This window comes from Nonomuraea sp. NPDC050643 (genome assembly GCF_040654715.1).
Classification (GTDB): Bacteria; Actinomycetota; Actinomycetes; order Streptosporangiales; family Streptosporangiaceae; genus Nonomuraea.
In genome coordinates this window covers 229,043-253,950 of the sequence record NZ_JBFAIM010000008.1, presented here as the reverse complement: position 1 = coordinate 253,950, position 24,908 = coordinate 229,043, and the positions used below count along the sequence as shown (strand labels likewise).

Here is a 24,908-nt window from a genome sequence, read left to right as displayed (position 1 = left end):
GATCGCTGTCAGCCTCTGCCGGACGGGTTGTCGGTGGGGTGTGCCAAGGTAGAGGAGTGCGGCGCATCTATCCCGACATACAGGACACCCCGGACCTCGTTCAGGCATACGCCTATCCCGGCGACCGGCCGTGGCTGCGGGTCAACATGGTGGCCAGCGCCGACGGCGCCGCCTGGCTGGAGGGGCGATCGGGCGGGCTGTCGAGCAAGGGCGACAAGCGGATCTTCCAGACCCTGCGCGGCCTGGCCGACGTGATCGTCGCGGGGGCGGCGACCGTGCGGAAGGAAGGCTACGGGCCGGTCCCGCCGCGCGAGTCGTGGGCCGGGATCCGTGCGGGCCGGCCCGAGGTGCCGCCCGTCGCCGTCATCACCCGGAGCCTCGCGCTCGATCTCGACGGCGCGCTGTTCACCGACGCCCCCAGCAGGACGATCGTGATCACCTGTGAGGCCGCGCCCCACGACCGGCGCACGGAGGCGGCCAAGCGGTCCGACCTGATCGTGGCCGGCGACAACGACGTCGACCTGCGGCGGGCCGTGGCCGAGCTGCACGAGCGGGGGCTCACCAGGGTCCTGTGCGAGGGCGGGCCCCAGATCAACGCCCAGCTCTCGGCCCGCGACCTGGTCGACGAGCTGTGCCTGTCCATCAGCCCGGTGCTGCTCGGCGGCGGCGCGGCGCGCATACTGAACGGCGAGCCCGCACAGACCACCCTGGCTCTCAGCCAGGTGCTGGAAGAGGAGGGGGTCCTCTTCTGCAAGTACACGAGGGAGCAAAGCCATGACCGAGCCGACGACGCCACCTGAGCCGGTCGAAGAGCCGGAGCCGGTGCCCAACCTGGTGGTGCGCCCGCCGGTGCCGCCGATGCTGGCCAAGCCGGTCAAGGCCATGCCGAAGCAGGACGGCACGCTGTTCTACGAGCCGAAGTGGGACGGCTTCCGCTGCATCGTGTTCCGCGACGGCGACGAGGTCTACCTGGGCAGCCGCAACGAGCGCCCGTTCACGCGCTACTTCCCCGAGCTGGTGGAGGCGGTGAAGGCCGAGCTGCCCGACAAGGTCGTCATCGACGGCGAGATCGTGCTGCCCATGGGGTCGCAGCTCGACTTCGACGCGCTCCAGCAGCGCATCCATCCGGCCAAGTCGCGGGTGACGATGCTGTCGGAGCGCACACCGGCCCAGTTCGTCGCGTTCGACCTGCTGGCGGTGGGCGAGGAGGCGCTGATGGAGGCGCCGTTCGCCGAGCGCAGGGCCAGGCTCGAGGAGATCTTCCCGGAGAAGGGCGGCTCCATCCGGCTGACCCCGGTGACGACCAACGACGAGCGGGCGGCCGAGTGGTTCGAGATGTTCGAGGGCGCGGGGCTCGACGGCATCATCGTCAAGCCGGGTGACCAGCCCTACGTGCCCGACAAGCGCACGATGTTCAAGGTCAAGCACGAGCGCACGGCCGACGTGGTCGTCTGCGGCTACCGCGAGCACAAGTCGGGGCCGATCGTGGGCTCGCTGCTGCTCGGCCTCTACGGCGACGACGGCCGGCTGCACCACGTGGGGGTGGCGGCCTCGTTCCCGATGAAGCGCAGGGCCGAGCTGGTCGAGGAGATCAGGCCCTACCTCGCCGAGCTGAGCGAGCATCCCTGGGGTCACTGGGCCGAGCAGGCGACGGCCAACATCGGGCAGCCGGCCGCCGGTCCGGCGACGGGCGGGCAGCGGGTGCCGGGCGCGGTGTCGCGGTGGAACGCCAAGAAGGACCTGTCGTTCATCCCGCTGCGGCCCGAGCTGGTGATCGAGGTGGCCTACGACCAGATGGAGGGCGACCGGTTCCGGCACACCGCGCAGTGGCGGCGGTGGCGGCCCGACCGCACGCCCGAGTCGTGCACGTACGAGCAGCTTGAGCGTCCAGTGAGTTACAACCTCGACGACATCCTTGCTCGTTAGCCGTTCATCCCGTTATATCTCGACATATGAGTACTGGAGATGAGCTTCGAGCCTCCGTGTCCGCGCGCCGCGACCTCGGGCCTGAATTCGAAGACGCCGTCGTGGAGTCGTTCCTCGACAAGATGGGCCAGGAGATCGATCGGCGCGTGGACGATCGGCTGGCCGAGGCCGCTCCCAAGGCCCACCAGGTGGCCCATCAGGGCCCGGCCGAGGCACAGCGGCTCGCCCTGGCGATCGTGTCCGTGGTCCTCGGCACCGTGGCGACGGTGCTGCTGACCTTGTTCGGAACCAGCACGGGCTACGCGATCCCCATCTGGATCGGGATCATCGTGGTGAACGCGATCTTCAACGCCTCCCGGAAGAGTTAGGCGAGCCAGATCAGCCCGGCGAACCTGCCACCGGGCTGCCGGCGGCGGTGGGAGTAGAGCTCGTCCGACTCGATCGTGCAGCGCGCGTCGTGGCGTACGTCGCTCAGTCCGGCCGCCCTGAGCTGGGACTCGATGCCGGCCCGCAGGTCGAGCGCGGGCGTGTCCCATGACGTGGTCGACCACGTCGCCGGCACCTTCGCGGCCACCTGCTCGCGCAGCTCCGCGGGCACCTCGTAGCAGCGGCCGCAGGCGCCGGGGCCGATCAGCGCGACCATCCGGTGCGGCTCGGCGCCCTTGCCCGCCATGGCCTCCACCAGGGCGGTGGCGATGCCCGCCTCGGTGCCGGGACGGCCGGAGTGGGCGGCGCCCACCAGGCGGGCCACCGGGTCGGCCGCCAGCACGGCGGGGCAGTCGGCGCCGAGCGAGGCCAGCGCCAGGCCGGGCTCGGTGGTGAACACGCCGTCGAGCGGGGGCGGGTCGTCGCCGAACGGCTCGCTGACGTAGGCGACGTCGGCGCTGTGGACCTGGCGCATGAAGACGACGGCCCGCACGCCCAACTCGGCCGCGACGCCCTGGCGGTTGGCCCGCACGGCCGCGGGGTCGTCGCCGACCATGCCGCCGAGGTTGCGCGAACCGTAGGGAGGGGCGCTGACCCCTCCGTGACGATCGGTGATGGCGACGTGGACGCCGGGGGCCAGAAGCATGCCTCAGATCTTAGAGCCCGAAACCGCCTCCTCCCAGCGAGGCCCTGAGGCCGCCGCTTCCCGGCACGGCCCTGAAACCGCCGCCTCCCGGCGAAGCCCTACGGCCGTCCTCTCCCGGCGAAGCCCGGAGGTCATCCTCTCCCAGCGAGGCCTTCCGGGAGGGTCAGCGGCCCTGCCAGGTGGCCTTCTCCTTGGCGAGGAAGGCCGGGACGGCCGCGTGGAAGTCGGCGCTGCCGAAGACCGTGGCCACGATGTCGTCGCCGTCCGGCAGGTTGGCCACGCGCAGCCGCCTGACCGCCTCCTTCGCGGCCCACATCGACAGCGGGGCGTGGCCCAGCAGCCGCTCCTCGACCTGCGCCTGCCGGGCGGGCAGGTCGTCGAGGTCGCACAGCTCGGCGACGAACCCGGCCGCGTGCGCCTCCTCGGCCGTGTACATGCGGGCCCGCAGCAGCATGTCCAGGGTCCTGGCCGGCCCGAGGTGGTGGACGAGGAGGGAGTAGGTGTTCATGGACAGGCAGTTGCCGAGCGTCCTGGCGATCGGCGCCCCGAACCGCGCCCCGGGTACGGCCAGGCGCAGGTCGCAGGCGGCGGCCACGACCAGGCCCCCGCCCACGCAGTAGCCCTGGACGACGGCCACGGTGGGCGCCTGGACGCGTTCGAGGCGGTCGATGACGCGCTGGACCTTGCGCTCGTAGGCGACGCCGTCCTGCCCGTCGGTGAACTCGGCGAACTGGGAGATGTCGGTCCCGGCCACGAACGCCCGGCCGCCCGCCCCGGACAGCACGAGAAGCCTGATCTCCGGGTCGGCGTCGGCGCGTTCGCAGGCGTCGTACAGGCCGTCCCACATGGCCCAGGTCAGCGCGTTGTGCTGGGCCGGCCGGTTGAACACCACCCGCAGCACGGGCCCGTCGGCGGTGACGAGTAGCTCGCTCACACGGTCTCCTTGACCTTTCGAGGGATCAGTTTGAGCAATGAGGGCCCGGCCAGCAGCAGGGCGGCCAGGACGAGCACCACCAGCGCGATCGGCCGGGTGAAGATGATCGTCAGGTCGCCGTCGCCCATGGCGGACGTCTGCACCAGGGCCTTCTCGAACAGCGGCCCGATCACGAGGCCGAGCACGAGCGGCGCCATCGGCAGATCAAACTTTTTCATGAAATATCCGACCAACCCGAAGACGAACACCACCCACACGCTGAACATGTTGTTGTCGATCGAGTACGCCCCGACGAAGCTTGTCACCAGGATCAGCGGATACATGTACCCGTACGGGATCCGCAGCAACTGCGCGAACAGCGGCGCCATCGGCAGGTTCAGCACCAGCAGCATGACGTTGCCGATGAAGAACGAGGCCAGCAGCCCCCACACCAGCTCCGGCTGCTCGTCGAAGAGCAGCGGCCCCGGCTGGATCCCGTACATCATGAACGCCCCCAGCAGCACGGCCGTGGTCGCGCCGCCGGGGATGCCCAGGGCCAGCGTGGGCACGAAGTTGGCGTTGGCGGCGGCGTTGTTGGCGCTCTCCGGGGAGGCGACGCCCTCGATCGCGCCGTGGCCGAACTCGTCCTTGTGGCGCGAGACCCGCTTCTCGACCCCGTACGCGAGGAAGGACGCCAGCGTGGAGCCGGCCCCCGGCAGGCAGCCGAGCAGGTAGCCGATCACGCTGCCCCGGGCGATGGCGCCCTTGGAGCGCGACAGCTCCTCGCGGGTGATCACCAGGTCCCTGAAGCGGGCCCTGATGGGCTTCGCGGCGCCCTGCCTGATCTGGAAGAGCACCTCTCCGACCGCGAACAGCCCGATCATCACCTGGACGAACGGCAGCCCGGACAGCAGGTCCACGTCGCCGAAGGTGTAGCGGGGCAGCCCGGTGGCGGCGTCCACGCCGACGGTGGCCATCAGGATGCCCAGCATCGCCATGGCCAGGCCGCGCAGCCGCGCGCCGGAGGAGAAGCTGACGATGGTGGTCAGGCCGAGCACCATGACGGCCAGGTTCTCCGGCGGCCCGAAGTCGAGCGCCAGCTTGGCGAACGGCGGCGCCATGGCGACCAGCAGGATCAGCGAGACGATGGCGGCGACGAACGAGCCGATGGCCGCGATCGACAGGGCGGCGCCGGCCCGGCCCTTGCGGGCCATCTGGTAGCCGTCGATCGCGGTGACCACGCTGGCCGCCTCGCCGGGCGTGGAGATCAGCACGGAGGTGATCGTGCCGCCGTACTGGGCGCCGTAGTAGATGCCGGCGAGCATGATGAGCGCGGTGAGCGGCTCGAACGAGAGCGTCAGCGGCAGCAGCACGGCCACGCCGGTCGTCGAGCCGAGGCCGGGCAGCAGGCCGATGACGGTGCCGGCGAGCACGCCGACGAAGCACCAGAGCAGGTTCGCGGGCGTGAGCGCGGCGCCGAAGCCCATGATCAGGTTGTCCAGCATCAGCCGTCGCCTCCGACGCCGAGCAGCCCGCCCGGCAGCGGCACGGCCAGGAACAGCACGAACACCGCGTAGATCACCAGCGTGGCGGCGAGCGCCACGACGGCGGCGGAGACGATCGGCTGCCGCTCGACGAACGCGGACACGGTGAACACCAGCAGCCCGAACGCCACCAGGAAGCCGGTCAGCGGCACCAGCAGCAGCGCGACCAGCAGCAGGCCGAAGACGGTCCAGAGCGTCCTGACGCGCCGGGGGTCGGTGTCCTCCTCCTCGGGGGCGGCCTCCTCGGCGGCGGCGCGTACGGACCGCAGCAGGCAGGCGCCCGACAGCAGCGCCAGGGCCACGCCGCTGACCAGCGGCAGGAACCCGGGCCCGACCTGCCCGCCCTCCTTGGTGATCCCGTAGCCGAACGAGACTGCGGCCATGGCGGCCGACAGGCAGACGAGCAGCGCCCAGACGGCGGCCTCGCCACGCAGGAGCTGCCTCATGACGACTTCTTCAGCACCGGCGCGAGTGCGGTGTCGAGCTGCTCGAGATAGGTGCCGAAGTCGTCGCCGTACAGCTCGGCCTGCTGCAGGTAGTTGTCCTTGAGCCACTTCTGGAACTCGGGGGTCTTGGTGACGCCCCTGGCGGCGCCCTCCCAGTAGGCGCGCTCGCGCTCGTCCAGCCCGCCGGGCGCCAGGAAGCCCCGGAACTGCACGTACGAGACGTCGATGCCCTGTTCCTTGGCCGTGCCGAGCTGGGCGAACTCGGGGTAGGTGTAGCGCTTGTCGGTGGTGACGCACAGGCCGCGCAGGTCACCGGACTTGAACTGGCCGATCACCTCGCCGGGGTTGAGCAGCGCGACCTGGATCTGGCCGCCGAGCACCGCCGGCACCAGCTCGCCGCCCGACTCGAACGGCACGCGCTGGAAGGTCACGCCGGTCTTCTTCTCGATCATCGTGTAGATCACGTTGTCCACGCCGTACGCGCCCGACATGCCCACGCTGACCCGGCCGCTCTTGGCCGCGGTCACCACGTCGGCGCAGGTCTTGAACGCGGAGTCCTCCTTGACCACGAGGATGCCGCCGTCCTCGGCGAGCTTGGCGACGGGCGTGAAGTCCTTGCGGGTGAACGACACCTGGCCGCTGAGTGGCAGGGACAGGATGGCGTTCTCGGTGGCCAGCAGGTAGTTGCCGTTGCCCTTCTTGCCCAGCATGCCCGAGTAGCCGACCGCGCCCGAGCCGCCGTCGCGGTTCTCCACGGTGACCTTCAGACCGGGCTGGGCCTTCTCCAGGGCGGTGGCGATGGCGCGGCCGGCCAGGTCACTGCCCCCGCCGGCGGCGAACGGGACGATCATGCGGACGTCGCCGCGCGGTTTCCAGGCTCCGCCGCCGCCCGCGTCGGCGTCCGCGCCGCAGGCCGCCGTCCCCAGGAGCAGCGTCCCCAGCAGCAGCACGGCGGGCAGCGCGCCGGGCCGCGCCTTCATGACGCCTGCCCGTCGAGCTTGGCGGCGAACTTGGCCAGGTCGATGACGAAGCGCTCGTGCGTGCCCTCACCGATCTTCCCGTTGCCGTCCTCGGCGACCACGGCGAAGGCGACGCGCCGCCGGTCCACCTCGGTCACCGTGGCGGTCGCGGTCACCTCGCCGCCCTTGAGCGTGGGCGCCACGTGCGCGATCTCGACCCTGCTGCCGACGCTGCCCTGGCCGTCGGCCAGGTAGGGGGCCAGCGCCTCGATCGCGGCGTCCTCGATCAGGTGGACCAGGTTGGGGGTGGAGAAGATGTCGTGGTCGCCGCGGCGGGTGCAGTGCCGCTCGGTCACGACCCAGGTGAGGCTGGCGCTCGCACCGGGGGTCAGCTGGTCGCTCATGAACTCTCCAAGGGGGTGGGGGATTGGGCCGCCGCGCCTTCGGCCAGCAGCCGGTCGATCTCCTGCTCGGTCAGGCCGCACTCGCGCAGCACCTCGACGGTGTCCGCGCCGAGCAGCGGCCCGGCCGGTCCGCGTCTGGTCGGCGTCTCCGAGAAGCGCATGGCCGAGCCGAGCTGGCGTACGGGGCCCATCTCGGGATGCTCGGCATCCCAGAAGAAGCGCCTTTGGTTGAGGTGTGCGTCGTCGAACACCTGGGAGTAGTCGGAAATGGGGGCGCAGGGCACGCCCTCGGCCTCCAGGGCGGTCACGACCTCGGCGGTGGTGCGCTCGGCGGTGACCCGCTCGATGGCGGGGATCAGCTCGTGGCGCAGGCCGTGGCGGTCGTGGGCGTCGGCGTAGCGCTCGTCGTCGAGCAGGCCGGTCAGGCCGAGGGCGACGCAGAAGCCCCGCCAGGTCTTGGGGGTGACGGCCCCGACCGTGCACCAGCCGTCGGCGGTGCGGATCGCCTGGTACGGGGCCGTGCTCTGATGCGCCGAGCCGAGCGGCCCGCCGACCTCGCCGGTGGCGAAGAACTTGCCCGCCTCCCAGATGGCGAACGACACCGCCGACTCCAGCAGGGACACGTCCACGTGCTGGCCCTGGCCGGTCAGGGTGCGGGCGTGCAGGGCGGAGACGGCGCCGAGCGCCCCGTACAGGCCGCAGACCAGGTCCGCGATCGGCACGCCGACCTTGACCGGGTCGCCACCGGGCATGCCGGTGACGCTCATGAGGCCGCCGCGGGCCTGGGCCATGATGTCCAGGCCCGGCAGGTCGGCGAGGGGGCCGTCCTGGCCCCAGCCGGAGGCGGAGACGTACACGAGGCCGGGGTTGAGCGTCCTGAGGTCGTCGAAGCCGAGGCCGAGCTTGCGCATGGCGCCGGGGCGCAGGTTCTCGACCAGCACGTCGGCGCTTTCGACGAGGCGGCGGAAGGCGGCGGCGCCGTCCGGCGACTTCAGGTCGAGGGCGACCGACCGCTTGTTCCTGTTGAGGCGGGCGAACGGGGAGCTGTGGCCGGCCGCGAAGGGGCCGATGGCGCGCACCTGGTCGCCACCGGCCGGGTTCTCGACCTTGATGACGGTCGCGCCGAGGTCGGCGAGCTGCATGGTCGCGAAGGGGGCGGCCATGAACGCGCCCACTTCGACCACTCGAATTCCGGACAAGGGAGTCATATGTTACGAAAACCTCACTTCGGCCGGGGTTGGTCTATTGTCTACAGAAGACAACTGAGCTAGACAAGAGCTCTGCCGGAACTTCTTCGGCACTATGGCGGCAGACAATGATCGCCGACGACAAGAGAGACCACGATGCGCATCGAGGCACCCCCCAGCATGGTTCAGCTCGCCACCGAGGCGTTGATGCGCATGCTGCTCAGCGGCAAGCTGCAGCCGGGCGACCGCGTGGTGGAGAACCAGCTCACCCAGGAGCTGGGCGTCAGCAGGCCGCCGCTGCGCGAGGCGATGCGGGTGCTGGAGCAGCAGGGGCTGATCACGCAGCAGCCGCGGCGGGGCGCTTTCGTCACGCGGCTCACGCTGCACGACATCTACGAGATCGTCACGCTCCGGCGCGAGCTGGAGCGGATGGCCGTGGACCTCGGCGTCCCGGTACGCGAGCAGTCCCGCCTCCAGCGCTGCCACGCCGCGCTCGACCGGCACGGCGACTGCGCGCGCTCCGGGGACTGGATCGGCGTACTGGAGCAGGCCGTGGAGTTCCACAGCTCGGTCATCGGGCTGTCCGGGCACCGGCGGCTGGAGGAGGCCTACCGCTCGATCCAGCTCCAGATGCTGCTCTGCATGGGCATGAACCGGCAGGCCAGGGCATCGGGCGAGTCGCTCGTTGACGACTGGGCCCGGCACCGCCGGCTGCTCGAGGTGATCGAGTCGGGCTCGCCGGAGGCCGTGCACGCCGAGCTGGCCGGGCACGGGGAGATGACGTTCCTCGACGGGATCGAGGACCGGGTCGGCGGCCACTCCCCCGAGTCGCTGGCCTGGCTGAAGCGGGTCAGGGAAGGAGACACATGATCGAGGCACTCCAGGAGGCGGTCGGCTGGACCGGGCCCCTGCGCGAGGACGTCGTCGAGCGGCGTCATCTGGACTTCTACCGGCGGGCGGTCGGGGACACCGCTTCCTCCTCGGACTCCGTGGTGCCGCCCACGTTCACGGCGTGCTTCCTGGACGAGCCGCCGTCGTTGCCGGCCGCGGCGTCGTACGGGTCGGGGTGGCTGAACGGCGGTGACCGGTTCGAGTACCACGCGCCGCTGCGGGCGGGCGACGTGCTCGTCTCACGGCCGCGGTTCACCGGGGTCGTGGAGAAGAGCGGGAAGGCGGGGACGATGGCGCTGCTGACGTTCGAGACGGAGTTCAGGCGGCCGGACGGCGAGCTGGTGGTGAAGCATGTCGGCACCCGAATCCGGAAATAGCGTGCTTCCTCCGCTGACGGAGACCACGACGCTGCGCCGGCTCGTCGAGTACGCCGGCGCCTCGGGCGACTTCTACGAGATGCACTACGACCTGGACTTCGCGCGTTCGCTCGGCCACCCGGAACTGGCCGTGCACGGGCTGCTCAAGGCCGCCTACCTGGGCCGGCTCGTCACGGAGTGGCTCGGCGGGCGGGGGCGGCTGGCCGTGCTCGAGGTCAGCTACCGTGGCATGGACTTCCGCGACCGGGCCCACACGTGCCGGGGCCGGGTGGTGTCCACCGAGGGGAACCGGGCGGAGGTGGAGCTGTGGGGCGAGGACGACACGGGCCGGCGTACCACGCTCGGGCGCGCTGAAGTGATCTACGACGAGGAGACCCCCTGATGACCAGCCTTGCCGACCTCCACGCCCTCATGGACCGCCTCGGGCATCCGGTGGTGCGGGCCGCCGCCGTGTCCGGGGCGCGGTTCGCGGACGGGGCCCCCTACCGGTTCGAGATCCCCAGCGTCGAGGGACCGGACGTGCTGGAGGCGGTGGTCGCGGAGGCCGACCGGCTCGGCGTGCCGGTGGCCAGGACCTCGCAGGGCAGCGGCGTGATGATGCTGACCGACGACGAGATCACGCGGATGGCGCGGATCGGGGCCGAGCGCGGCATCGAGGTCAACCTGTTCCTCGGGCCGCGGGCCGCCTGGGACACCGGCGGCCAGGCCAAGCTCACCCAGGCCGTCGGGGCGGCGGCGCGCGGGAACGCGATGGTGGCCGCGTGCCTGGCGGACGCGCTGCGGGCCTGCTCGCTGGGCATCCGCAGCCTGCTCGTGGGCGACCTCGGCGCGCTGGAGGTGCTGCGGGCGCTGAAGCAGGACGGCACGCTGCCGGCGAACCTGGTGCTGAAGACGTCCGTGCTGATGCCGCTCACGAACGGGCCGACCGCCGCGATCTACGAGCGGCTGGGCGCGGGCACCGTCAACGTGGGCACCGACCTGACCGCGCCGCAGCTCGCCGAGATCCGGGCCGCGACCGGGCTGCCGATCGACCTCTACCTGGAGGTGCCGGATGACCAGGGCGGGTTCGTCCGGTTCTACGAGGCGGTGGAGATCATCCGGGCCGCCGCCCCCGTCTACCTGAAGATGGGGCTGCGGAACGCGCCCAACATCTACCCCTCGGGCGGGCACCTCGGCGTGGTGCCCAAGGAGCTCGGACGGGAGCGGGTGCGGCGGGCGGCGCTGGTGCTGCGGCTGATCGAGCGACTCGACCCGGAGCTCGCCAAGCCGTCGCAGACCTCCGACTTCGGAGTGCCCGAACTCTGAGCGCGGGCGGCCTCCGGCGTGGCAGCGACTCCGGGTGTACGGGCTACTCCGGGCGGGCGGTTCTAGGCGTGCAGGCGGTGGACCGGCAGGGGGCCGCCGCTCCAGCGGCCGATCGCCTCCTCGTCGGCGAAGGCCAGCACGCGCATCATGTTGCCGCCGTCGCTCAGCTCCACGTTGCGGCGCAGCCGCGCCGTCAGGTCGGCGTCCAGTTTCGTGGTGCCGGCCTCGACGGTGTCGCCGTAGTGCGGCGCGAAGGCCACGCCCGCGAAGCCGCTGCGGCCCAGCAGGGTGCGCACGGTCTCCGAGGAGTAGAACATCAGGTGGTTCTTGGTGAAGCCGCTCCACTTCGACCCGTACGCCTTGAGCAGCAGCGAGTGCGCGTTCACGGTAAGGATCAGCAGCACCCCGCCGGGCGCCAGGAGGCTCCTGAACCTGGCGAAGTCCTCCAGCGGCCTGGGCAGGTGCGCGAGCACCGACCAGAGCGTGATCACGTCGAACCCGCCCGCGGCGATCTCGGGCACGTCCTCGGGCGCGCCGTAGTAGGTGCGCGCCCTGCTCAGCCGCTCGTTGGCCTGGGCCACGGACTCCGGCGACAGGTCCACCCCGAAGGCGTCGAACCCCCGCTGCTCGGCCAGCTCCAGGAACAGGCCGACGCCCGAGCCGAAGTCGAGCAGGCGGCGTTCCTTGCCCTCGTCGAAGACCGGTGAGAACGCCTTCATGGTCAGGTCGTAGCGGCGCTGCCGGTTGGCGGCGTATTTGCCGGTCAGGAAGTTGCTGTAGCCGGTGGCGTACAGATCGCCGAGGCGCTCGGGGCGCACGTTGGGGTTGCGGTAGAGGAAGCCGCAGGAGGGGCAGCGGACGACGTGGTAGCGCCAGCCCTTACGACCTTCCGCGCCGCCGGTCGGCTCGAAGAGCGGCTGCTGGCGGGACTCCCCGCACATCATGCAGCTCAGGAACTCCTCGATCTCGCCCAGCGACCGCAGCCGCTCGTAGTCGGCCAGCGTCATGATCGGCGCGCGCCTGGTGAGCCAGGCCCACTGCGCCTCCCGGATGCGCCGCTCCCCCGGCCGGACGTAGACCCGCTGCCCCCAGGGGACACGGTCGTAACGGGAGCCGTACGCCAACTTGCCCAGCAATCTGTGCGCCATAGTCACCACCCCGCGAGGCGTTGTGCCCGGACTGTTCCGGACTATGCGTCCGCCTTCGCGCGCTTTACGTGATCTTTCCCCCGGCACTGGCCGCTCTTCTTGAGCAAGCATATGCTTGGTTTCGTGCCTGACTTTCGTAATCTCATCGGCGGAGAGCTGCTTCCCGCCGCACGCGTGATGGACACCGTCGATCCGGCCACGGGCGAGGCGTGGGCCCAGATCCCGGCGAGCGGCGCTGCGGAGGCGGAGGCGGCCGTCGAGGCGGCCCGCCGGGCGTTCCCCGCCTGGTCGGCGCTGCCCGCCGTGGCCAGGGCCCACTTCCTGCGCAAGGTGGCGGAGCTGTTCGGCCGGCATGCCGAGGAGCTGGCCAGGCTGGAGACGCGCGACAACGGCCGGATCCTGCGCGACACGCTGAAGCGGGACCTGCCGGGGATGGCGTACCTGTGGCAGATCGCCGCCGGGCAGTGCCTCGACGCGGTCAAGGGCGACACCGTGGTGCTCGGGCCCGACGCGCTGGGGCTGACGCGGCGGGAGCCGTACGGGGTGGCGGTCTGCATCATCCCGTGGAACTCGCCGATCTCCACGTTCTCGGCCAAGGCCGCGTACGCGCTGGCGGCGGGCAACACGGTGATCGTCAAACCGGCCGAGCAGGCGAGCGCGTCGGTGCTGCGGCTGGGCGAACTGCTGGCGGAGGTGTTCCCGCCCGGCGTGCTGAACATCGTCAGCGGCCTGGGCGAGGAGGTCGGCGACGCCCTGGTGCGCCACCGCGGCGTCGGCAAGATCAGCCTCACCGGCTCGACGGCCACCGGCCAGGCCATCACCCGGGCCTCGGCCGACGCGCTGAAGCCGATGACGTTCGAGCTGGGCGGGAAGTCCCCCAACATCGTCTTCCCGGACGCCGACCTGGACGCCGCCGCCAAGGGCGTCACCGTGAACTCGATCTACACCGGCAACGCCGGCCAGGTGTGCGTGGCGGGCTCGCGCATCCTGCTCCACCGCTCGATCTGGGACGAGATGCTGGGCCGCATCCGGCACGCCTGCGAGAGCGTGGTCCTGGGCGACCCGCTGAACCTGGCCACGACGATGGGACCGATCGTGTCGGCCGGCCAGTACGAGCGCGTGACGTCGTACCTGGAGCTGGCCGAGAAGGAGGGCGCGGAACTGCTCTTCGGCGCCCGGACCGGGGCCGACGTGGTGCCGGAGCTGCCCGGCGGCTACTGGGTGGCGCCCACGCTGTACACGACGGAGGACAACTCGCTGCGCGTGTGCCAGGAGGAGATCTTCGGGCCGGTGGCGGTGGCCATCCCGTTCTCGTCGGACGAGGAGGCGCTGGAGATCGCGAACGACTCCGCGTACGGGCTGGCGGCCGGTGTCTGGACCCGTGACCTGGGCCGCGCGCACCGTTTCGTCCGGGACCTGCAGAGCGGCACGGTCTGGGTGAACACCTTCCGCCAGATGCCCGCCGGGCTGCCGTTCGGCGGGGTCAAGGACAGCGGCTACGGCCACGATTCGGTCCTCGAGTACACCCGCGAAAAGGCGGCCATTATCCAGATTTAGTTGGATAGATTTACGCCTCATGAGCGAGGGGATCAAGGACCATTCCGGGCTGTCCGAGGCGGCGGCCCAGTCTCGTGCGTCGGTGCTGCGCAGCCGGGCCGAATCGTACATCGCGCTGTCGCGTCACGACGCCGCGATCGCCGACCTTACGGAGTCGATCGCGCTGGTGGCGGACAACGCCCGCGCCTGGCGGCTGCGCGGCGAGGCCCACCGCCTGATCGAACGGCACGAGGCCGCCCTCGGGGACTTCGACGAGGCGCTGAAGCTGGAGCCCGACAGCGCGTACGCGCTCGGCTCGCGCGGCCAGGTGCACACCGCCATGGGCCGCCTGGAGGAGGCCATGGCCGACTTCGAGCACGCGCTGACCCTCTCCCCCGACTCGCTCTGGATCCTGGAGGCCAGGGCGGACGTCCTGGTGGACCTCGACCGGCTGGACGAGGCCCTGGAGGAGCACGGCAAGATCATCGCCCTGAACGAGGGGCTGGCGTACTCGTGGGTGGCCCGCGGCGACCTGTACCAGCGCCTGCAGCTCTACCCCGAGGCGATCGACGACTACACCAAGGCCCTGGAGGCGGACCCGGAGTATGTGCGGGCGCTGAGCCGGCGCGGCGAGGCGTTGCGCATGATCGACCGCTACGAGGAGGCGCTGACGGACCTGAACCGGGCGCTGGAGCTGGACCCGGCCAACGACCGGGCGCTCGGGAGCCGGGGCGCGGTGCTGAGCGAGCTGGGCGACAGCGAGGCGGCGCTGAAGGACCTGGACCGGGCGATCGAGCTGGACCCCGAATATGTGTGGGCGTATCGGGTGCGGGGCGAGATCCACCAGGAGCTGGACCGGCACGAGGAGGCGGTCTCGGACTTCACCCAGGCGCTGCACCTGGAGTCGGACGACTGACCAGCCAGTCGAGGGCGGCCTCGGCCTGCCGCAGGATCGAGATGTGCCCGTCGCCGGGATGCGTGCGCAGCTCGGCCGCAGGGCAGTGGCGGGCCAGCCACCGGCCGTGCGAGGCGGGCACCACCCGGTCGCGGTCGCCGTGGACGAGCAGGACCGGGGCGCCCACCTTCCGCGGGTCGTAGCCCCACGGGGTGACGTAGGCCAGGTCGTCGTCGATCAGCCCGCCGGGGCCGCCGGCCAGGGCCGGGCCGACCAGGCCGCCGACCCAGGACCAGTCGCCCTCGAGCGCCGCGTGGTCTTCGGGGGTGAACATCTCGGGGTCGTACGCCGCCGTCGCCTCGTGGCGCTCCTTCACCTCGCGCCCCGCGGCGGCGGCGCGCAGGGAGGCCACGCCGGAGGCGGACATGCCCGCGTACCAGTCGAGGCCCTCGGCGTCGTAGGGGGCCAGACCGGCCAGACTCACCACGGCCAGGACCCGGTCGGGGAGCAGGGCGCCGCAGGCCAGGGCGTGGGAGCCGCCGCCGGAGTGGCCCATCACGGCGAAGCGGCCGATGCCCAGCGCGTCGGCGACCCGCCTGGTGTGGTCGGCGGCCGAGGCGAGGTCGCGGCCGGGCTCGGCGGAGGAGCCGCCGTAGCCGGGCCGGTCGTAGGACACCCAGCGCAGGCCGAGACGGTCACTGGCCTCGAAGAGCGGCTCGGGGGGCATGCCGGTGTTGGGCGTGCCGTGATGCCAGAGGACGGGCAGTCGGCCGGCGACACCGGGCGCCGAGTCGTAGGCGTGCAGCACCCGGCCGCCATCGAGCGCCAGTTCGAATTCCGATATCACGGGGACGAGCCTATCCCTCGCCGGGCGGTCCCGGCGAGGGTTCACAGGGCCAGCAGCGCGCTGACCGGAAGGCGGCTGTCGGACAGCGGGCGGACGGCGACGCGCAGCAGGGCCAGCGCGTTGTCGTCGCCCGCGATGCGGTTGGCGCTGAGCCCGCCGCACGACTGACAGCAGTGGATGATCAGCCACTCCCCGTCCCGCCGGACGGTGACGCTCAGCGCCGCCATCCGGCCCCGGCAGGCCGCCCGCCGATCCCCCGGGATCCGATGGTCGACGTGCAGGCTCGTCAGGCAGTGCGGGCAGTGGTTGCGGTGCGCGGTGCCCGGCGCGATCATCGGCACGTCGAGCCGGCAGCCGACGCAGCGGAACGCGTCCACCGGCTCTCCGTGCACCTGTTTACGCCGTTGCGGCCTTTCCCGGCCTGGGTTCCTCCTCGGCATGTCACAGGTCGCCGAACGCTTCGAGCGGGAACGGCGGCTGCGCCAGTGGCCGTACGGCCATGCGCATGAGGATGAGCTGGTTGTCGTCCCCGCAGATGGGGTTGGACGTCAGCTCACCGCACCGGGTGCAGCGATGGATGAGCATCCATTCGCCGGTGCGCAGGACGGCGATCGAGATGGGGATCATCCGCGATCCGCATTCGGACGGGCCGCCGGCCACCCGGTCGAGCACGTGCAGCGAGTGCAGGCAGCTCGGGCAGTGGTTGCGGCGGGCGCCGTCGGGAGCGTGCTCGGCCACGGTGAGACCGCAGCGTACGCACGGGAAGGTCTTGCCGATGGTGGTCAACCTCAGGACTCCTTGCCGAAATGAAGGTCATTCAGGGCAGCGAAGGAGCGCCTCGCGGCAGGAGGTCTGTCCTGTCAGAGGTGGTGACGTCGGAGGCAGGATTCGCCCACGGCACGACGAGGCGCACTCGGCGCGGTGCCAGGCATTGACGCACTCCCTCCGGCGGGTGGTCACACCCGCAGACGCATCGGACATTCGCCAGCCTAACGGGGGCCGGTCGCCGGTCGCCAACCGTTTTCGGGGGGCGGCGAGCCGCCGGGCGGGCTGGAGCTGGACCGAATAGGGTTCTAGATTCGGGGGCATGGGTATCGGGCTGACCGAAGAGCACCTCGCGCTGGCCGCCTCCGTACGGGGGCTGGCCGGGCGCAACGCCGACCACGCGGCGCTGGCCGGGCAAGGGTTACTGGGGCTGCATCTGCCGGAGGAGTGCGGCGGGCAGGGGTACGGGCTGCTGGAGCTCTGCGTGGCGCTGGAGGCGCTGGGCGAGCGGCGGGTGCGGGGGCCGTACCTGGCGAGCGTCCTGGCGTCGGCGGTGCTCGCCTGGCCCGGCGCGTGGCGCGAGTCGCCCCCTGGGCTCGCCGACGGCTCCCTGACCGCCGCCGTCGCGCTGACCCCCGATGCCGTGCTGGGGGCGGCGGACGCGGATCTGTTCCTCGTTCCCGCCGGTGGGGCGTGGGCCGTGCTGGAGCGCGGTGACGTCGTCGCCGAGCCCTGCGACGGCGTCGATCTGGACCGGGCGCTGTGCTCGGTCATCGTGCGGAACGTCCCCGCCGACCGGGTGCTCGGCGACGTCCCGGTACGGGAGATCGCCGCCGTGCTGCTCGGCGCGGACGCGTGCGGCGTGGCGGCGTGGGCCGTCGCGACGGCGGCCGATCACGCCAAGGTGCGCGAGCAGTTCGGGCGGCCGATCGGGCAGTTCCAGGGGGTCAAGCACCGGGTGGCCGGGGCGCTGGTGGCACTCGAACAGGCCCGCGCCGCCGTCTGGGACGCCGCCAGGGCACTGGACGAGACCCGGACCCAGCACGAGGCGGGGACGGGGACGCTCGGTGAAGTGGGGACGGCCGGCGAGGCGGGGACGGGGACGGCCGGCGAAGTGAGGACGGCCGGCCAGGCGAGAGCCGCGCGTACGGGCGGCGCCTGTGGGGCGAGGCCGGTTTACGGGGAGGTCGTGCTGGCCGTGGCCGCGGCGGCGGTGCTGGCGCCCGAGGCGGCGGTGCGCTGCGCGGCGGACGCCATCCAGGTGCTCGGCGGCATCGGCTACACCTTCGAGCACGACGCGCACCGCTACTACCGCAGGGCCCTGTCCGACCGCATGCTCGCCGGCGACCCCGGCCCGTGGGCCGAGCAGGTGACGGAGCTGGCGCTCGCCGGGGTGCGGCGGCGGATGGAGCCCGACCTGCCCGAGGAGGCCGCCCCCGTCAGGGACGCCGTCAGGGCCCAGGCCGCCTCGCTGCGGGCCGAGGAGCGGCCGGCCAGGCTCGGCCGGTTCGCGCGGGAGGGGTGGATCATGCCGCACCTGCCCCGGCCGTGGGGCAGGGACGCCTCGCCGCTCGAACAGGTCATCATCCACCAGGAGTTCCGCGACCTCAAGCGTCCCAACCTGGGCATCGCGGCGTGGGCGGTCCCCTCCATCGTCCGGTACGGCACCCGTGAGCAGCAGGAACGCTTCCTGCCCACGACGTTCACCGGCGAGATCGTCTGGTGCCAGCTCTTCAGCGAGCCGGGCGCGGGCTCCGACCTGGCCGGGCTGTCGACGAAGGCCATCCAGGTGGAGGGCGGCTGGTCGCTGACCGGTCAGAAGATCTGGACGTCGCTGGCCCAGTACGCCCATTGGGGCATCTGCCTCGCCCGGACTTCCCCCGAAAAATCAAAGCATGACGGGATCTCGTACTTCCTGGTTGACATGTCCGCTCCCGGGGTCACCGTCAGGCCGCTCAAGGAGATCAACGGGGACGAGATCTTCAACGAGGTCTTCCTCGACGACGTCTTCGTACCGGACGACCTGGTCGTCGGCGAGGTGGACCGGGGCTGGCGGGTGGCGCGCGACACGCTGTCCCACGAACGCGTCGCGCTCGGCGACTCCTGGGGGCCGGGCTCGCGGCACACCGACATGATCGCGACGATCGCCCGGCTGCCCCCGCTGCGGGAGGCGCAGCGCGAGCAGGCGGGCCGCCTGTGGGCGGAGGGCCAGGCCGTCGCGGCGCTCGGCCTGCGCGTGACGCTCTCGCAGCTCTCCGGCGCCGGCCCGGGGACCGCCTCGAGCGTGCGCAAGCTGCTCGGCATGCGGCACGCCCAGGCGATCTCGGAGTTCTGCTGGTCGCTGGCCCCGTCGGACCACTACTGGAACCGGATGATCCTCACCACCCGCGCGTTCACGATCGGCGGGGGCACGACGGAGGTGCAGCTCAACATCATCGCCGAGCGCGCCCTCGGGCTGCCGCGCGACCCGTGATCAGCTCTTGGGATAGTACGGGGCCGCGAGGTGGGCGTACACGATGGTGTTGTCCTGGTAGCTGTGCGCCTTCCGGTCGAACGTCCCGCCGCAGGTCACCAGCCGCAGGCCCGGGTAGGCCAGCTTGCCGTACACCTTCTTGGCCGGGAAGCCGCGCTTCGGCGTGTGCTCGACCTTGTCCACGACGAAGACGGCCACCGAGCGGTCGGCGCGCAGCACCTGGATCTGGTCGCCGCGCCTGACGGTGCCGAGCCGGGCGAAGACGGCGGGACCGGTCCTGGTGTCCAGGTGGCCGGTGATCACGGCGGCGCCGCGCTGCCCGGGTACGGGTCCGTAGCGGTACCAGCCGGCCACGTTCGGCGGGTCGAACGGCGGGTTCTGGATGGCGCCCTTCGCGTCGAGTCCCAGCTCCATCAGCGGCGCGGCCACCCCGATCGACGGGATGTAGACGGCCGTGGGCCGGGCCGCCCTCATGGGATCGGCCACGCCGGACAGCGGCACGTCCGCGAGCGGGGCGGGGGCCCGCGCGGACCGGCTCCGCTCGGCCGCCGCCGGTACGCGCTCGGGCTCGCCGCCCAGGATGCCGCTCAGCCCGAGCCCGATCAGCAGCACCCCGCCCAGCGACACGGCGACGGCGCCGCCCGCAATGAGCCGCTGCCCAAGCCCGCCACGCCCCACCATCGACCCCCGCTCGTCACCGGCCGCATCACCCGACGGGATCGACGCTCCCGTCACGCCGGGCGTCGTCCCTGCGGCGGCGTACCGCGACGCCGGCCAGCCCGGCGCCGGCCAGCAGCGCCGCCCCGCCCACCGCGAACGGCCACACCGGCTCGTGCTCGGCGAGCGCGCCGCCACCGGTCTCCGGATGCCCCTTGGGCACCTTGTGCTCGCGCTCGCCCGCCGGTCGCCATGGATGGGTGGATTTCTCCGGGCCCGGCCAGGACTCTTGCGGTTTCGGCGCGTCCGACCACGAGTCGTCGGGTATGGGCGCGTTCGACCAGGAATCGTGGGGTGCGGGGGTGCCGCCCGACCAGGAGTCGCCGGGCTGTTCGTCACACAGGAGGGGCAGCGGAAGCAGGCACGTGGACACCGACCCCGGCACCAAAGGGTCGTCGTGGGCCATGGTGGACGCCGTGGTGGACGCGGAGGCGGGGCCCAGGCCGGCCGCCAGGCTCACGCCCGCGACCACGAAGGCGGTCACCGCTCCAGCCGCTGCGAGACGTCGAACTCTTGCCATGAGAAGGCTCCAGAATCGGTTGTCGCCCCCCGACGCACAAGAGAGCCTTGCGAATTATTAGACCGAGAGTCAAGTAATGTGACCGAAGTGAAACCAGCCGGACACGGAGGGTTTGGCAACGGCCTCGCGTGGCAGGGATACCCACAAAGGGGGACAAATGCCATGAGCAATCCACAACAGCCTGAACTTCGCAGATCGGGCAAGACAGCGGCTGACGCGGACTCGGCGAAGCTCATTCCCCAGACGAAGAGCGGCGCCAAGCGCGTCTCCCGCCCGCACGGCACGGCCAAGGCCCGCAGAGGCGGCAGTGTGCCTCCCGAGCAGCGGCCGCCGCATCCGGGGTGAGTCGAAAGGTGAGAGGAAGCCTGCAGTTCATCGGTAACGCCACCACGCTCATCCGCTACAACGGCTTCACGCTGCTGACGGATCCGCACTTCCTGCACCGGGGCCAGCGGGCGTACCTGGGCCTCGGCATGTCCGCGCGGCGCCTCAAGGACCCGGCCGTGGAGGTCGGGGACCTGCCGCCGCTGGACGCGGTGGTGCTGTCCCACCTGCACGGTGACCACTGGGACCGGGTGGCCCGGCGGAGCCTGGACAAGGACACGCCGATCGTCACGACCACCGCGGCCGCCGGACGGCTGCGCCGGCGCGGCTTCCGCGGCAGCGTGGGCCTGGAGGCGTGGCACCAGCACGAGCTGCGCGGCGCCGACGGCACGGTCATGATCACCGCCCTGCCCGCCAAACACGCGCCGGGCCTGGCCGAGGCGCTGCTGCCGCCCGTGATCGGCACGATGCTGGAGTTCTGCAACCGGGACGAACGCGTGGAGCTGCGCCTGCACATCAGCGGCGACACCCTGCTCGACCGCCGCCTGGACGCGATCCCGCGCCGTTTCCCCGACATCGACCTGGCCATCGTGCACCTGGGCGGCGCCAAGCTGCTCGGCACGCTGCCCATCACCATGGACGGGGAACAGGGCGCGGCGTGGGTGGACCTGATCAACCCGCACACGGTCGTACCGGTCCACCTCGACGACTACGACGCCTTCGGCTCACCGCTGGACGACTTCCGCCACCACATCGAGCAGGCGGGGCTGACGGACCGGGTCGTGTACATGGGCAGGGGCGAGACACGCGAACTGGCGCCGCATCACCTCGTACGGCGGTGATCGCCGGGGATCGGCCCCCGCAGGACGTCGAGCGGCAGGCCGGACACCTCGTCCACCATCTGCCGCGCCTTCCGCCAGCCCAGCTCGCGCAGCGACTCCGGCGGTGGTGTGCCTTCCGGCACGAGCATGAGGCCCTGCTCCGCCCCGAGCAGGTGCATCAGGCTACGAAGCCGGTGGCGCCCCTGAGCCGGCCGGCACACGGTGATCACACCCGTCGCGCCGCCGTCCTCAGCCGACTCGGCGTCCGCCCGCGCCAGGAAACGCTCGTCGGTGATCGGCCCTCGATCCAGCCTGTCCATCCCGGCACCGCCCATGCCCGCCTCCGGCTCGGCTCCTGACCCCACCCTTCGCCGAACAGGGTCATGCCGTCGAGCCGGCTCCCACCCGTCCGGCCCGGGCACGACGCCGGCCTACCCCGGCTCGTTCTCGCCGGGCACGTCTCTGGCCTTGCTCGGCTGGACGCGCTTGGGCTCGCCGGGCATCTTCGGGTAGTTGGGCGGGTAGGGCATGTCGCCTCGGTCGTCGCGGGCGTACAGGTCGAGCAGGGGCTCGATGGAGTAGGCACGGTCGTCGATGGTGGCGTGCACGTCGCCGACCTTCGCGAAGCGGGCGGGCACGGTGCGGATGTCGAAGTCGCGCGGGTCGGCGTCCGTGAGCTCCTCCCACGTGAGCGGGGCCGAGACGGGCGCGTGCGGCTGGGCCCTGACCGAGTACGCGCTGGCCACCGTGCGGTCCCTGGCGTTCTGGTTGAAGTCGATGAACACCCGGTCCCCGCGCTCCTCCTTCCACCAGGCCGTCGTCACCAGGCCGGGGTCGCGCTCCTCGACCGCCCTGGCCAGGGCGATGCCCGCGTGGCGGACCTGGACGAAGTCCCAGCGCGGCTCGATGCGGACGGCGACGTGCGCGCCGCGGTTGCCGGACGTCTTGACGAAGCCGGCCAGCCCGAGCTCCTCCAGCACCTCCCTGGTCAGGAAAGCGGCCCTGCGGGCGGCGTCGAAGCCGAGGCCGGGCTGCGGGTCCAGGTCGATGCGCAGCTCGTCGGGGTGCTCGACGTCGGAGGCGCGGACCTGCCAGGGGTGGAAGTCGATGGTGCCGAGGTTGGCGCCGTAGGCGATGGCCGCCACCTCCGTGACCCGCAGGGACTCCGCCGTACGGCCGCTGGGGAAGGTCACGGTCACGGACTGGAGCCAGTCGGGGTGCTTGGGCGGCATCCGCTTCTGGTAGATCGCCTCGGTCTGTACGCCGTCCGGGTGCCGCTTCAGGTTCGTGGGCCGGTCTTTGAGCGCCCGCAGCGCCCCTTCGCCGACGCTGACGTAGTATTCGACCAGTTCCCGCTTCGTGGCGCCGATCTCTGGAAAGTAGATCTTGTCGGGATTGGTGACCTTGACGGTCCGCTCCCCTACCTCGAGCTCTATGTACGGCGATGCCATGCCACCGAACCTACTCCCTGGCGTCAAGCGAGGTGGGCCCGCCCCGGAGCCGCCTCGGTGGCGGGACCGGGGGCTCGACGGGACGGGCCATCAGATCGCCCGCTGCCGTTCCGGGCGCTGGCGCGCCGCCCGGCCGGCCCATGTTGATCCCCAGCGGCGCCAGCACGGGCGTGGGCTGTGCCGCTTGGCGGGATCCTCGGACGATCTCACCCCTTGGCAGGAGGCGATGGACACCCCCTTGCTGACAAAGACGCAGAATCGCCCTAGAAAGGATGCTTCACCCGCCGGAAATCTCTTTTTGCCGGATCTCGTAGTCTTGACGTATGGACAAGGTGGACAAGGTGGTCAAGAGCGAGGCCGAGTGGCGGACCGAGCTGTCGCCCGAGGAGTTTCACGTCCTCAGGGAGGCCGGGACCGAGCGCCCGTTCACGGGGGAATACGTCGACACCAAGACCGAGGGGGTCTACTCCTGCCGGGCCTGCGGCGCGGAGCTGTTCCGGTCGGACACGAAGTTCGAGTCGCACTGCGGGTGGCCGAGCTTCTTCGAGCCGTCCGAGTCCGAGTCGGTGAAGCTGATAGACGACCGCAGCCACGGTATGGTCCGCACAGAGGTGCGCTGCGCCCGGTGTGACTCGCACCTCGGGCACGTGTTCCACGGCGAGGGTTATCCGACTCCAACGGACGATCGCTACTGCATCAACTCGATCTCCCTGCGACTCGAACCCAAACCGTGATCGACTAGCGACACGGCGTACTGATCGCCGCCGGAGGGTAGGAGTGGCGTGTGCGCTTTGTCCATCTTCGCCACCGCTGGGTGACGATCGAGGTCATAGGGCGTGTGGTCACGCAGCGGTGTGAGGTGTGCGCGAAGACGCGGGTCCGGGTCCGCTGATCCGGACCGGCCGGTCAGTCCGGCGCGGGATGGGTGACCCGGCAGGTGCGGTCGGAGGGGCCGAGGATGTTGGCGAGCACCGGATTCCCGTTCCCCCCGAACTCCGCCTGGACGAACACCACCGGATCGCTCACTCCGCGGGCGCGCAGATATTCCAGGCCGCGCTCGCACAGCGTGATGGCGGTGGCGGAATTGTCGGCACTTTCCGGCAAATCCGTATAAATGCGCAAATATCCGCCGACGGTGCGGATGTCTTTGAGGCGCTTCAGCGCCTTGTCCCCCGAACCCCACTGTGTACGGAAATACCGCGCCGCCTGGTGATCCGTATGCCGGGAGGGCCCGTCGGCCCGGTAGTCGTCCCCGTCGCCCGGCTCCGGCCCGCCCGCCGGCAGGTCCTCGGGGACGCTCGCCCCCTCCACCGATCCCGGCTCGGCCGCCGGCGCGGACTCGGGCGGCGCCGACCTGCGCTGCTCCCGCGACCTGGCCTCTGACTCGGCCTCGGACTCGGCTTCAGCGCCCGCCGTCGCCTCCCGGCCGGACAGCCCTGACGACCCGATCGCGGACGAGCCGGTCGAGAAGGGCCTGATCGACGACGACCCGGCGGAGCCCGGGGCCGGGTCGCCTGCCGCGCCGGGCGTCGTGTCCAGGGCGTAGGTCGCGGATCCGGAAGTGAACACCGCCCCGTGGACGGAGAACAGCACAGCCGCCCCGCCGGCCAGCGCCAGCGCCCCGGCCGCCCATCGCGCCCTCCCCCTGGTACGGCCGCGCGCGTGCCGGGAACGTCCCGCCGCGTGACGGCCGGCGGCGCGCCGCCGATGACTCCGATGTCCGGACTCGCCCACCCCGCACTCCGCTCCCCTGGAACGCGCCACCCCCGCGCCACGCCCAAGAACAAGAGATTTCCCTGATTGTGACAAAGGGGATAGATCAATTCAGTGGGATCGCCGACTTGGGTCTTGCTCTTCCTTGATCGAGCTGAGCAGACTGCAAACGTGCCCGGCGACGAGATACTGAAATGTCGTAATTTTACGGAAGACGCTCGGCGATCTCGTCACCGTCGACGACGTCAGCCTGACCATCGAGGCCGGTGAGACCTACGGCCTTCTCGGCCCCAACGGCGCCGGCAAGACCACCACCATCTCGATGATCGCCGGCATTCTCGGCCGCGACGGCGGCGAGGTGCTCGTCCGCGGCCGCCCCCACGGCACCACCAGCACATGGGGCAAGCGGCAGATCGGCTACGTGCCCCAGGACCTGGCCCTCTACCCCGACCTCAGCGCCCGCGAGAACCTGCGCTTCTTCGCCCGCCTGTACGGCCTCGGCCGCTCCGCCGCCCGCCCCAGGATCGACGAGGTCCTCCAGGTCATCGGCCTGACCGAGCGGGCCGGAGACCCGATCAAGGAGTATTCGGGCGGCATGAAACGCCGGCTCAACAAAGGATGCTCAGGACATGATCGCCATCGCCTGGGTCAACCTGGTCAGGCTCTTCAAGGAC

At 71.4% G+C, this 24,908-nt stretch carries 28 protein-coding genes and 1 pseudogene; 13 read left to right on the top strand and 16 right to left on the bottom strand.

Going from position 1 to position 24,908, the window contains the following annotated elements:
• Nucleotides 1–56: 56 nt before the first annotated feature.
• From AB0I15_RS13425 to AB0I15_RS13415, 3 genes are read left to right on the top strand one after another with little or no spacing between them, the layout of a single operon-like run.
• The gene (locus AB0I15_RS13425) at nucleotides 57–800 is read left to right on the top strand and encodes a pyrimidine reductase family protein (RefSeq protein WP_358094292.1); all 744 of its coding nucleotides are present in this window, start codon (nucleotides 57–59) and stop codon (nucleotides 798–800) included.
• Nucleotides 775–1,926, top strand: coding sequence for an ATP-dependent DNA ligase (locus AB0I15_RS13420; protein WP_358094289.1), 1,152 nt, complete (start codon nucleotides 775–777; stop codon nucleotides 1,924–1,926). The genes AB0I15_RS13425 and AB0I15_RS13420 overlap by 26 nt, the downstream gene beginning before the upstream one ends.
• A 26-nt stretch (nucleotides 1,927–1,952) precedes the next feature.
• Nucleotides 1,953–2,294, top strand: coding sequence for a hypothetical protein (locus AB0I15_RS13415; RefSeq protein ID WP_358094286.1), 342 nt, complete (start codon nucleotides 1,953–1,955; stop codon nucleotides 2,292–2,294).
• On the opposite strand, the gene pgeF is transcribed toward AB0I15_RS13415, so the two are convergent.
• The 7 genes from pgeF to AB0I15_RS13380 form a co-directional block, all read right to left on the bottom strand.
• Nucleotides 2,291–2,998, bottom strand: coding sequence for a peptidoglycan editing factor PgeF (gene pgeF, locus AB0I15_RS13410; RefSeq protein WP_358094283.1), 708 nt, complete (start codon nucleotides 2,996–2,998; stop codon nucleotides 2,291–2,293). The two genes, AB0I15_RS13415 and pgeF, sit on opposite strands and share 4 nt — an antisense overlap.
• A gap of 163 nt (nucleotides 2,999–3,161) precedes the next feature.
• Nucleotides 3,162–3,932: an enoyl-CoA hydratase/isomerase family protein gene (locus AB0I15_RS13405; protein WP_358094280.1), complete on the bottom strand. Its 771-nt coding sequence runs from the start codon at nucleotides 3,930–3,932 to the stop codon at nucleotides 3,162–3,164.
• Nucleotides 3,929–5,416: a tripartite tricarboxylate transporter permease gene (locus AB0I15_RS13400; RefSeq protein WP_358094277.1), complete on the bottom strand. Its 1,488-nt coding sequence runs from the start codon at nucleotides 5,414–5,416 to the stop codon at nucleotides 3,929–3,931. Before AB0I15_RS13400 ends, AB0I15_RS13405 begins: the two co-directional genes overlap by 4 nt.
• Nucleotides 5,416–5,901 (bottom strand): tripartite tricarboxylate transporter TctB family protein, encoded by a 486-nt coding sequence (locus tag AB0I15_RS13395; protein WP_358094274.1) that lies wholly within the window; start codon nucleotides 5,899–5,901, stop codon nucleotides 5,416–5,418. The genes AB0I15_RS13400 and AB0I15_RS13395 overlap by 1 nt, the downstream gene beginning before the upstream one ends.
• On the bottom strand, nucleotides 5,898–6,881 hold the full coding sequence (locus tag AB0I15_RS13390) for a tripartite tricarboxylate transporter substrate binding protein (protein ID WP_358094272.1): 984 nt from the start codon (nucleotides 6,879–6,881) through the stop codon (nucleotides 5,898–5,900). Before AB0I15_RS13390 ends, AB0I15_RS13395 begins: the two co-directional genes overlap by 4 nt.
• Nucleotides 6,878–7,264, bottom strand: a complete 387-nt coding sequence (locus AB0I15_RS13385) for a thioesterase family protein (protein ID WP_358094270.1) — start codon at nucleotides 7,262–7,264, stop codon at nucleotides 6,878–6,880. Before AB0I15_RS13385 ends, AB0I15_RS13390 begins: the two co-directional genes overlap by 4 nt.
• The gene (locus tag AB0I15_RS13380) at nucleotides 7,261–8,472 is read right to left on the bottom strand and encodes a CaiB/BaiF CoA-transferase family protein (RefSeq protein WP_358094267.1); all 1,212 of its coding nucleotides are present in this window, start codon (nucleotides 8,470–8,472) and stop codon (nucleotides 7,261–7,263) included. Before AB0I15_RS13380 ends, AB0I15_RS13385 begins: the two co-directional genes overlap by 4 nt.
• A 135-nt stretch (nucleotides 8,473–8,607) precedes the next feature.
• On the opposite strand from AB0I15_RS13380, the gene AB0I15_RS13375 reads away from it, so the two are divergent.
• From AB0I15_RS13375 to AB0I15_RS13360, 4 genes are read left to right on the top strand one after another with little or no spacing between them, the layout of a single operon-like run.
• On the top strand, nucleotides 8,608–9,321 hold the full coding sequence (locus AB0I15_RS13375) for a GntR family transcriptional regulator (RefSeq protein ID WP_358094264.1): 714 nt from the start codon (nucleotides 8,608–8,610) through the stop codon (nucleotides 9,319–9,321).
• A complete protein-coding gene (locus AB0I15_RS13370; protein ID WP_358094261.1) occupies nucleotides 9,318–9,719 on the top strand; it encodes a MaoC family dehydratase N-terminal domain-containing protein in 402 nt (133 codons plus the stop codon). Before AB0I15_RS13375 ends, AB0I15_RS13370 begins: the two co-directional genes overlap by 4 nt.
• Nucleotide 9,720: 1 nt before the next feature.
• Nucleotides 9,721–10,101, top strand: a complete 381-nt coding sequence (locus AB0I15_RS13365) for a MaoC/PaaZ C-terminal domain-containing protein (protein WP_358094258.1) — start codon at nucleotides 9,721–9,723, stop codon at nucleotides 10,099–10,101.
• Complete coding sequence (locus AB0I15_RS13360; protein ID WP_358094255.1) at nucleotides 10,101–11,024, top strand: hypothetical protein; 924 nt, start codon at nucleotides 10,101–10,103, stop codon at nucleotides 11,022–11,024. The genes AB0I15_RS13365 and AB0I15_RS13360 overlap by 1 nt, the downstream gene beginning before the upstream one ends.
• A 62-nt stretch (nucleotides 11,025–11,086) precedes the next feature.
• Here the strand turns inward: AB0I15_RS13360 and AB0I15_RS13355 are convergent, their stop codons facing one another.
• Complete coding sequence (locus AB0I15_RS13355; RefSeq protein WP_358094252.1) at nucleotides 11,087–12,172, bottom strand: class I SAM-dependent methyltransferase; 1,086 nt, start codon at nucleotides 12,170–12,172, stop codon at nucleotides 11,087–11,089.
• 123 nt (nucleotides 12,173–12,295) lie between these two features.
• Between AB0I15_RS13355 and AB0I15_RS13350 the strand changes: the two genes are divergently transcribed.
• Both AB0I15_RS13350 and AB0I15_RS13345 read left to right on the top strand, forming a co-directional pair.
• Entirely contained in the window at nucleotides 12,296–13,729 is a 1,434-nt protein-coding gene (locus AB0I15_RS13350) for an aldehyde dehydrogenase family protein (protein ID WP_358094249.1), read from the top strand.
• Between the two features lie 19 nt (nucleotides 13,730–13,748).
• Complete coding sequence (locus tag AB0I15_RS13345) at nucleotides 13,749–14,624, top strand: tetratricopeptide repeat protein (RefSeq protein WP_358094246.1); 876 nt, start codon at nucleotides 13,749–13,751, stop codon at nucleotides 14,622–14,624.
• Here AB0I15_RS13345 and AB0I15_RS13340 read toward each other — a convergent pair.
• From AB0I15_RS13340 to AB0I15_RS13330, 3 genes are read right to left on the bottom strand one after another with little or no spacing between them, the layout of a single operon-like run.
• Nucleotides 14,590–15,450, bottom strand: coding sequence for an alpha/beta fold hydrolase (locus AB0I15_RS13340; protein ID WP_358094243.1), 861 nt, complete (start codon nucleotides 15,448–15,450; stop codon nucleotides 14,590–14,592). The genes AB0I15_RS13345 and AB0I15_RS13340 overlap by 35 nt on opposite strands.
• 41 nt (nucleotides 15,451–15,491) lie before the next feature.
• Nucleotides 15,492–15,890, bottom strand: a complete 399-nt coding sequence (locus AB0I15_RS13335) for an RNHCP domain-containing protein (RefSeq protein ID WP_358094241.1) — start codon at nucleotides 15,888–15,890, stop codon at nucleotides 15,492–15,494.
• Between the two features lies 1 nt (nucleotide 15,891).
• On the bottom strand, nucleotides 15,892–16,236 hold the full coding sequence (locus tag AB0I15_RS13330; RefSeq protein ID WP_358094238.1) for an RNHCP domain-containing protein: 345 nt from the start codon (nucleotides 16,234–16,236) through the stop codon (nucleotides 15,892–15,894).
• Nucleotides 16,237–16,537: 301 nt separating this feature from the next.
• Here AB0I15_RS13330 and AB0I15_RS13325 point away from each other — a divergent pair, with 301 nt between their 5' ends.
• Nucleotides 16,538–18,688 carry an acyl-CoA dehydrogenase gene (locus tag AB0I15_RS13325; RefSeq protein WP_358094235.1) on the top strand — a complete coding sequence of 717 codons (2,151 nt, stop codon included), beginning with the start codon at nucleotides 16,538–16,540 and terminating at the stop codon, nucleotides 18,686–18,688.
• On the opposite strand, the gene AB0I15_RS13320 is transcribed toward AB0I15_RS13325, so the two are convergent.
• On the bottom strand, nucleotides 18,689–19,423 hold the full coding sequence (locus tag AB0I15_RS13320; RefSeq protein ID WP_358094232.1) for a class F sortase: 735 nt from the start codon (nucleotides 19,421–19,423) through the stop codon (nucleotides 18,689–18,691).
• The gene (locus tag AB0I15_RS13315; protein ID WP_358094229.1) at nucleotides 19,395–19,889 is read right to left on the bottom strand and encodes a hypothetical protein; all 495 of its coding nucleotides are present in this window, start codon (nucleotides 19,887–19,889) and stop codon (nucleotides 19,395–19,397) included. Before AB0I15_RS13315 ends, AB0I15_RS13320 begins: the two co-directional genes overlap by 29 nt.
• A gap of 389 nt (nucleotides 19,890–20,278) precedes the next feature.
• Here AB0I15_RS13315 and AB0I15_RS13310 point away from each other — a divergent pair, with 389 nt between their 5' ends.
• Nucleotides 20,279–21,091 (top strand): MBL fold metallo-hydrolase, encoded by an 813-nt coding sequence (locus tag AB0I15_RS13310; protein WP_358094226.1) that lies wholly within the window; start codon nucleotides 20,279–20,281, stop codon nucleotides 21,089–21,091.
• On the opposite strand, the gene AB0I15_RS13305 is transcribed toward AB0I15_RS13310, so the two are convergent.
• Nucleotides 21,073–21,390, bottom strand: coding sequence for a hypothetical protein (locus tag AB0I15_RS13305; protein WP_358094223.1), 318 nt, complete (start codon nucleotides 21,388–21,390; stop codon nucleotides 21,073–21,075). The two genes, AB0I15_RS13310 and AB0I15_RS13305, sit on opposite strands and share 19 nt — an antisense overlap.
• 111 nt (nucleotides 21,391–21,501) lie before the next feature.
• The gene (gene ligD, locus AB0I15_RS13300) at nucleotides 21,502–22,521 is read right to left on the bottom strand and encodes a non-homologous end-joining DNA ligase (protein ID WP_358094220.1); all 1,020 of its coding nucleotides are present in this window, start codon (nucleotides 22,519–22,521) and stop codon (nucleotides 21,502–21,504) included.
• Nucleotides 22,522–22,853: 332 nt separating this feature from the next.
• Between ligD and msrB the strand changes: the two genes are divergently transcribed.
• Nucleotides 22,854–23,255 (top strand): peptide-methionine (R)-S-oxide reductase MsrB, encoded by a 402-nt coding sequence (msrB, locus tag AB0I15_RS13295; protein WP_358094404.1) that lies wholly within the window; start codon nucleotides 22,854–22,856, stop codon nucleotides 23,253–23,255.
• Between the two features lie 172 nt (nucleotides 23,256–23,427).
• On the opposite strand, the gene AB0I15_RS13290 is transcribed toward msrB, so the two are convergent.
• Nucleotides 23,428–24,255 carry a hypothetical protein gene (locus AB0I15_RS13290; protein WP_358094217.1) on the bottom strand — a complete coding sequence of 276 codons (828 nt, stop codon included), beginning with the start codon at nucleotides 24,253–24,255 and terminating at the stop codon, nucleotides 23,428–23,430.
• Nucleotides 24,256–24,436: 181 nt separating this feature from the next.
• Between AB0I15_RS13290 and AB0I15_RS13285 the strand changes: the two are divergent.
• Nucleotides 24,437–24,784: pseudogene (locus tag AB0I15_RS13285) on the top strand (ABC transporter ATP-binding protein); the annotation flags it as partial.
• Between the last annotated feature and the right edge of the window lie 124 nt (nucleotides 24,785–24,908).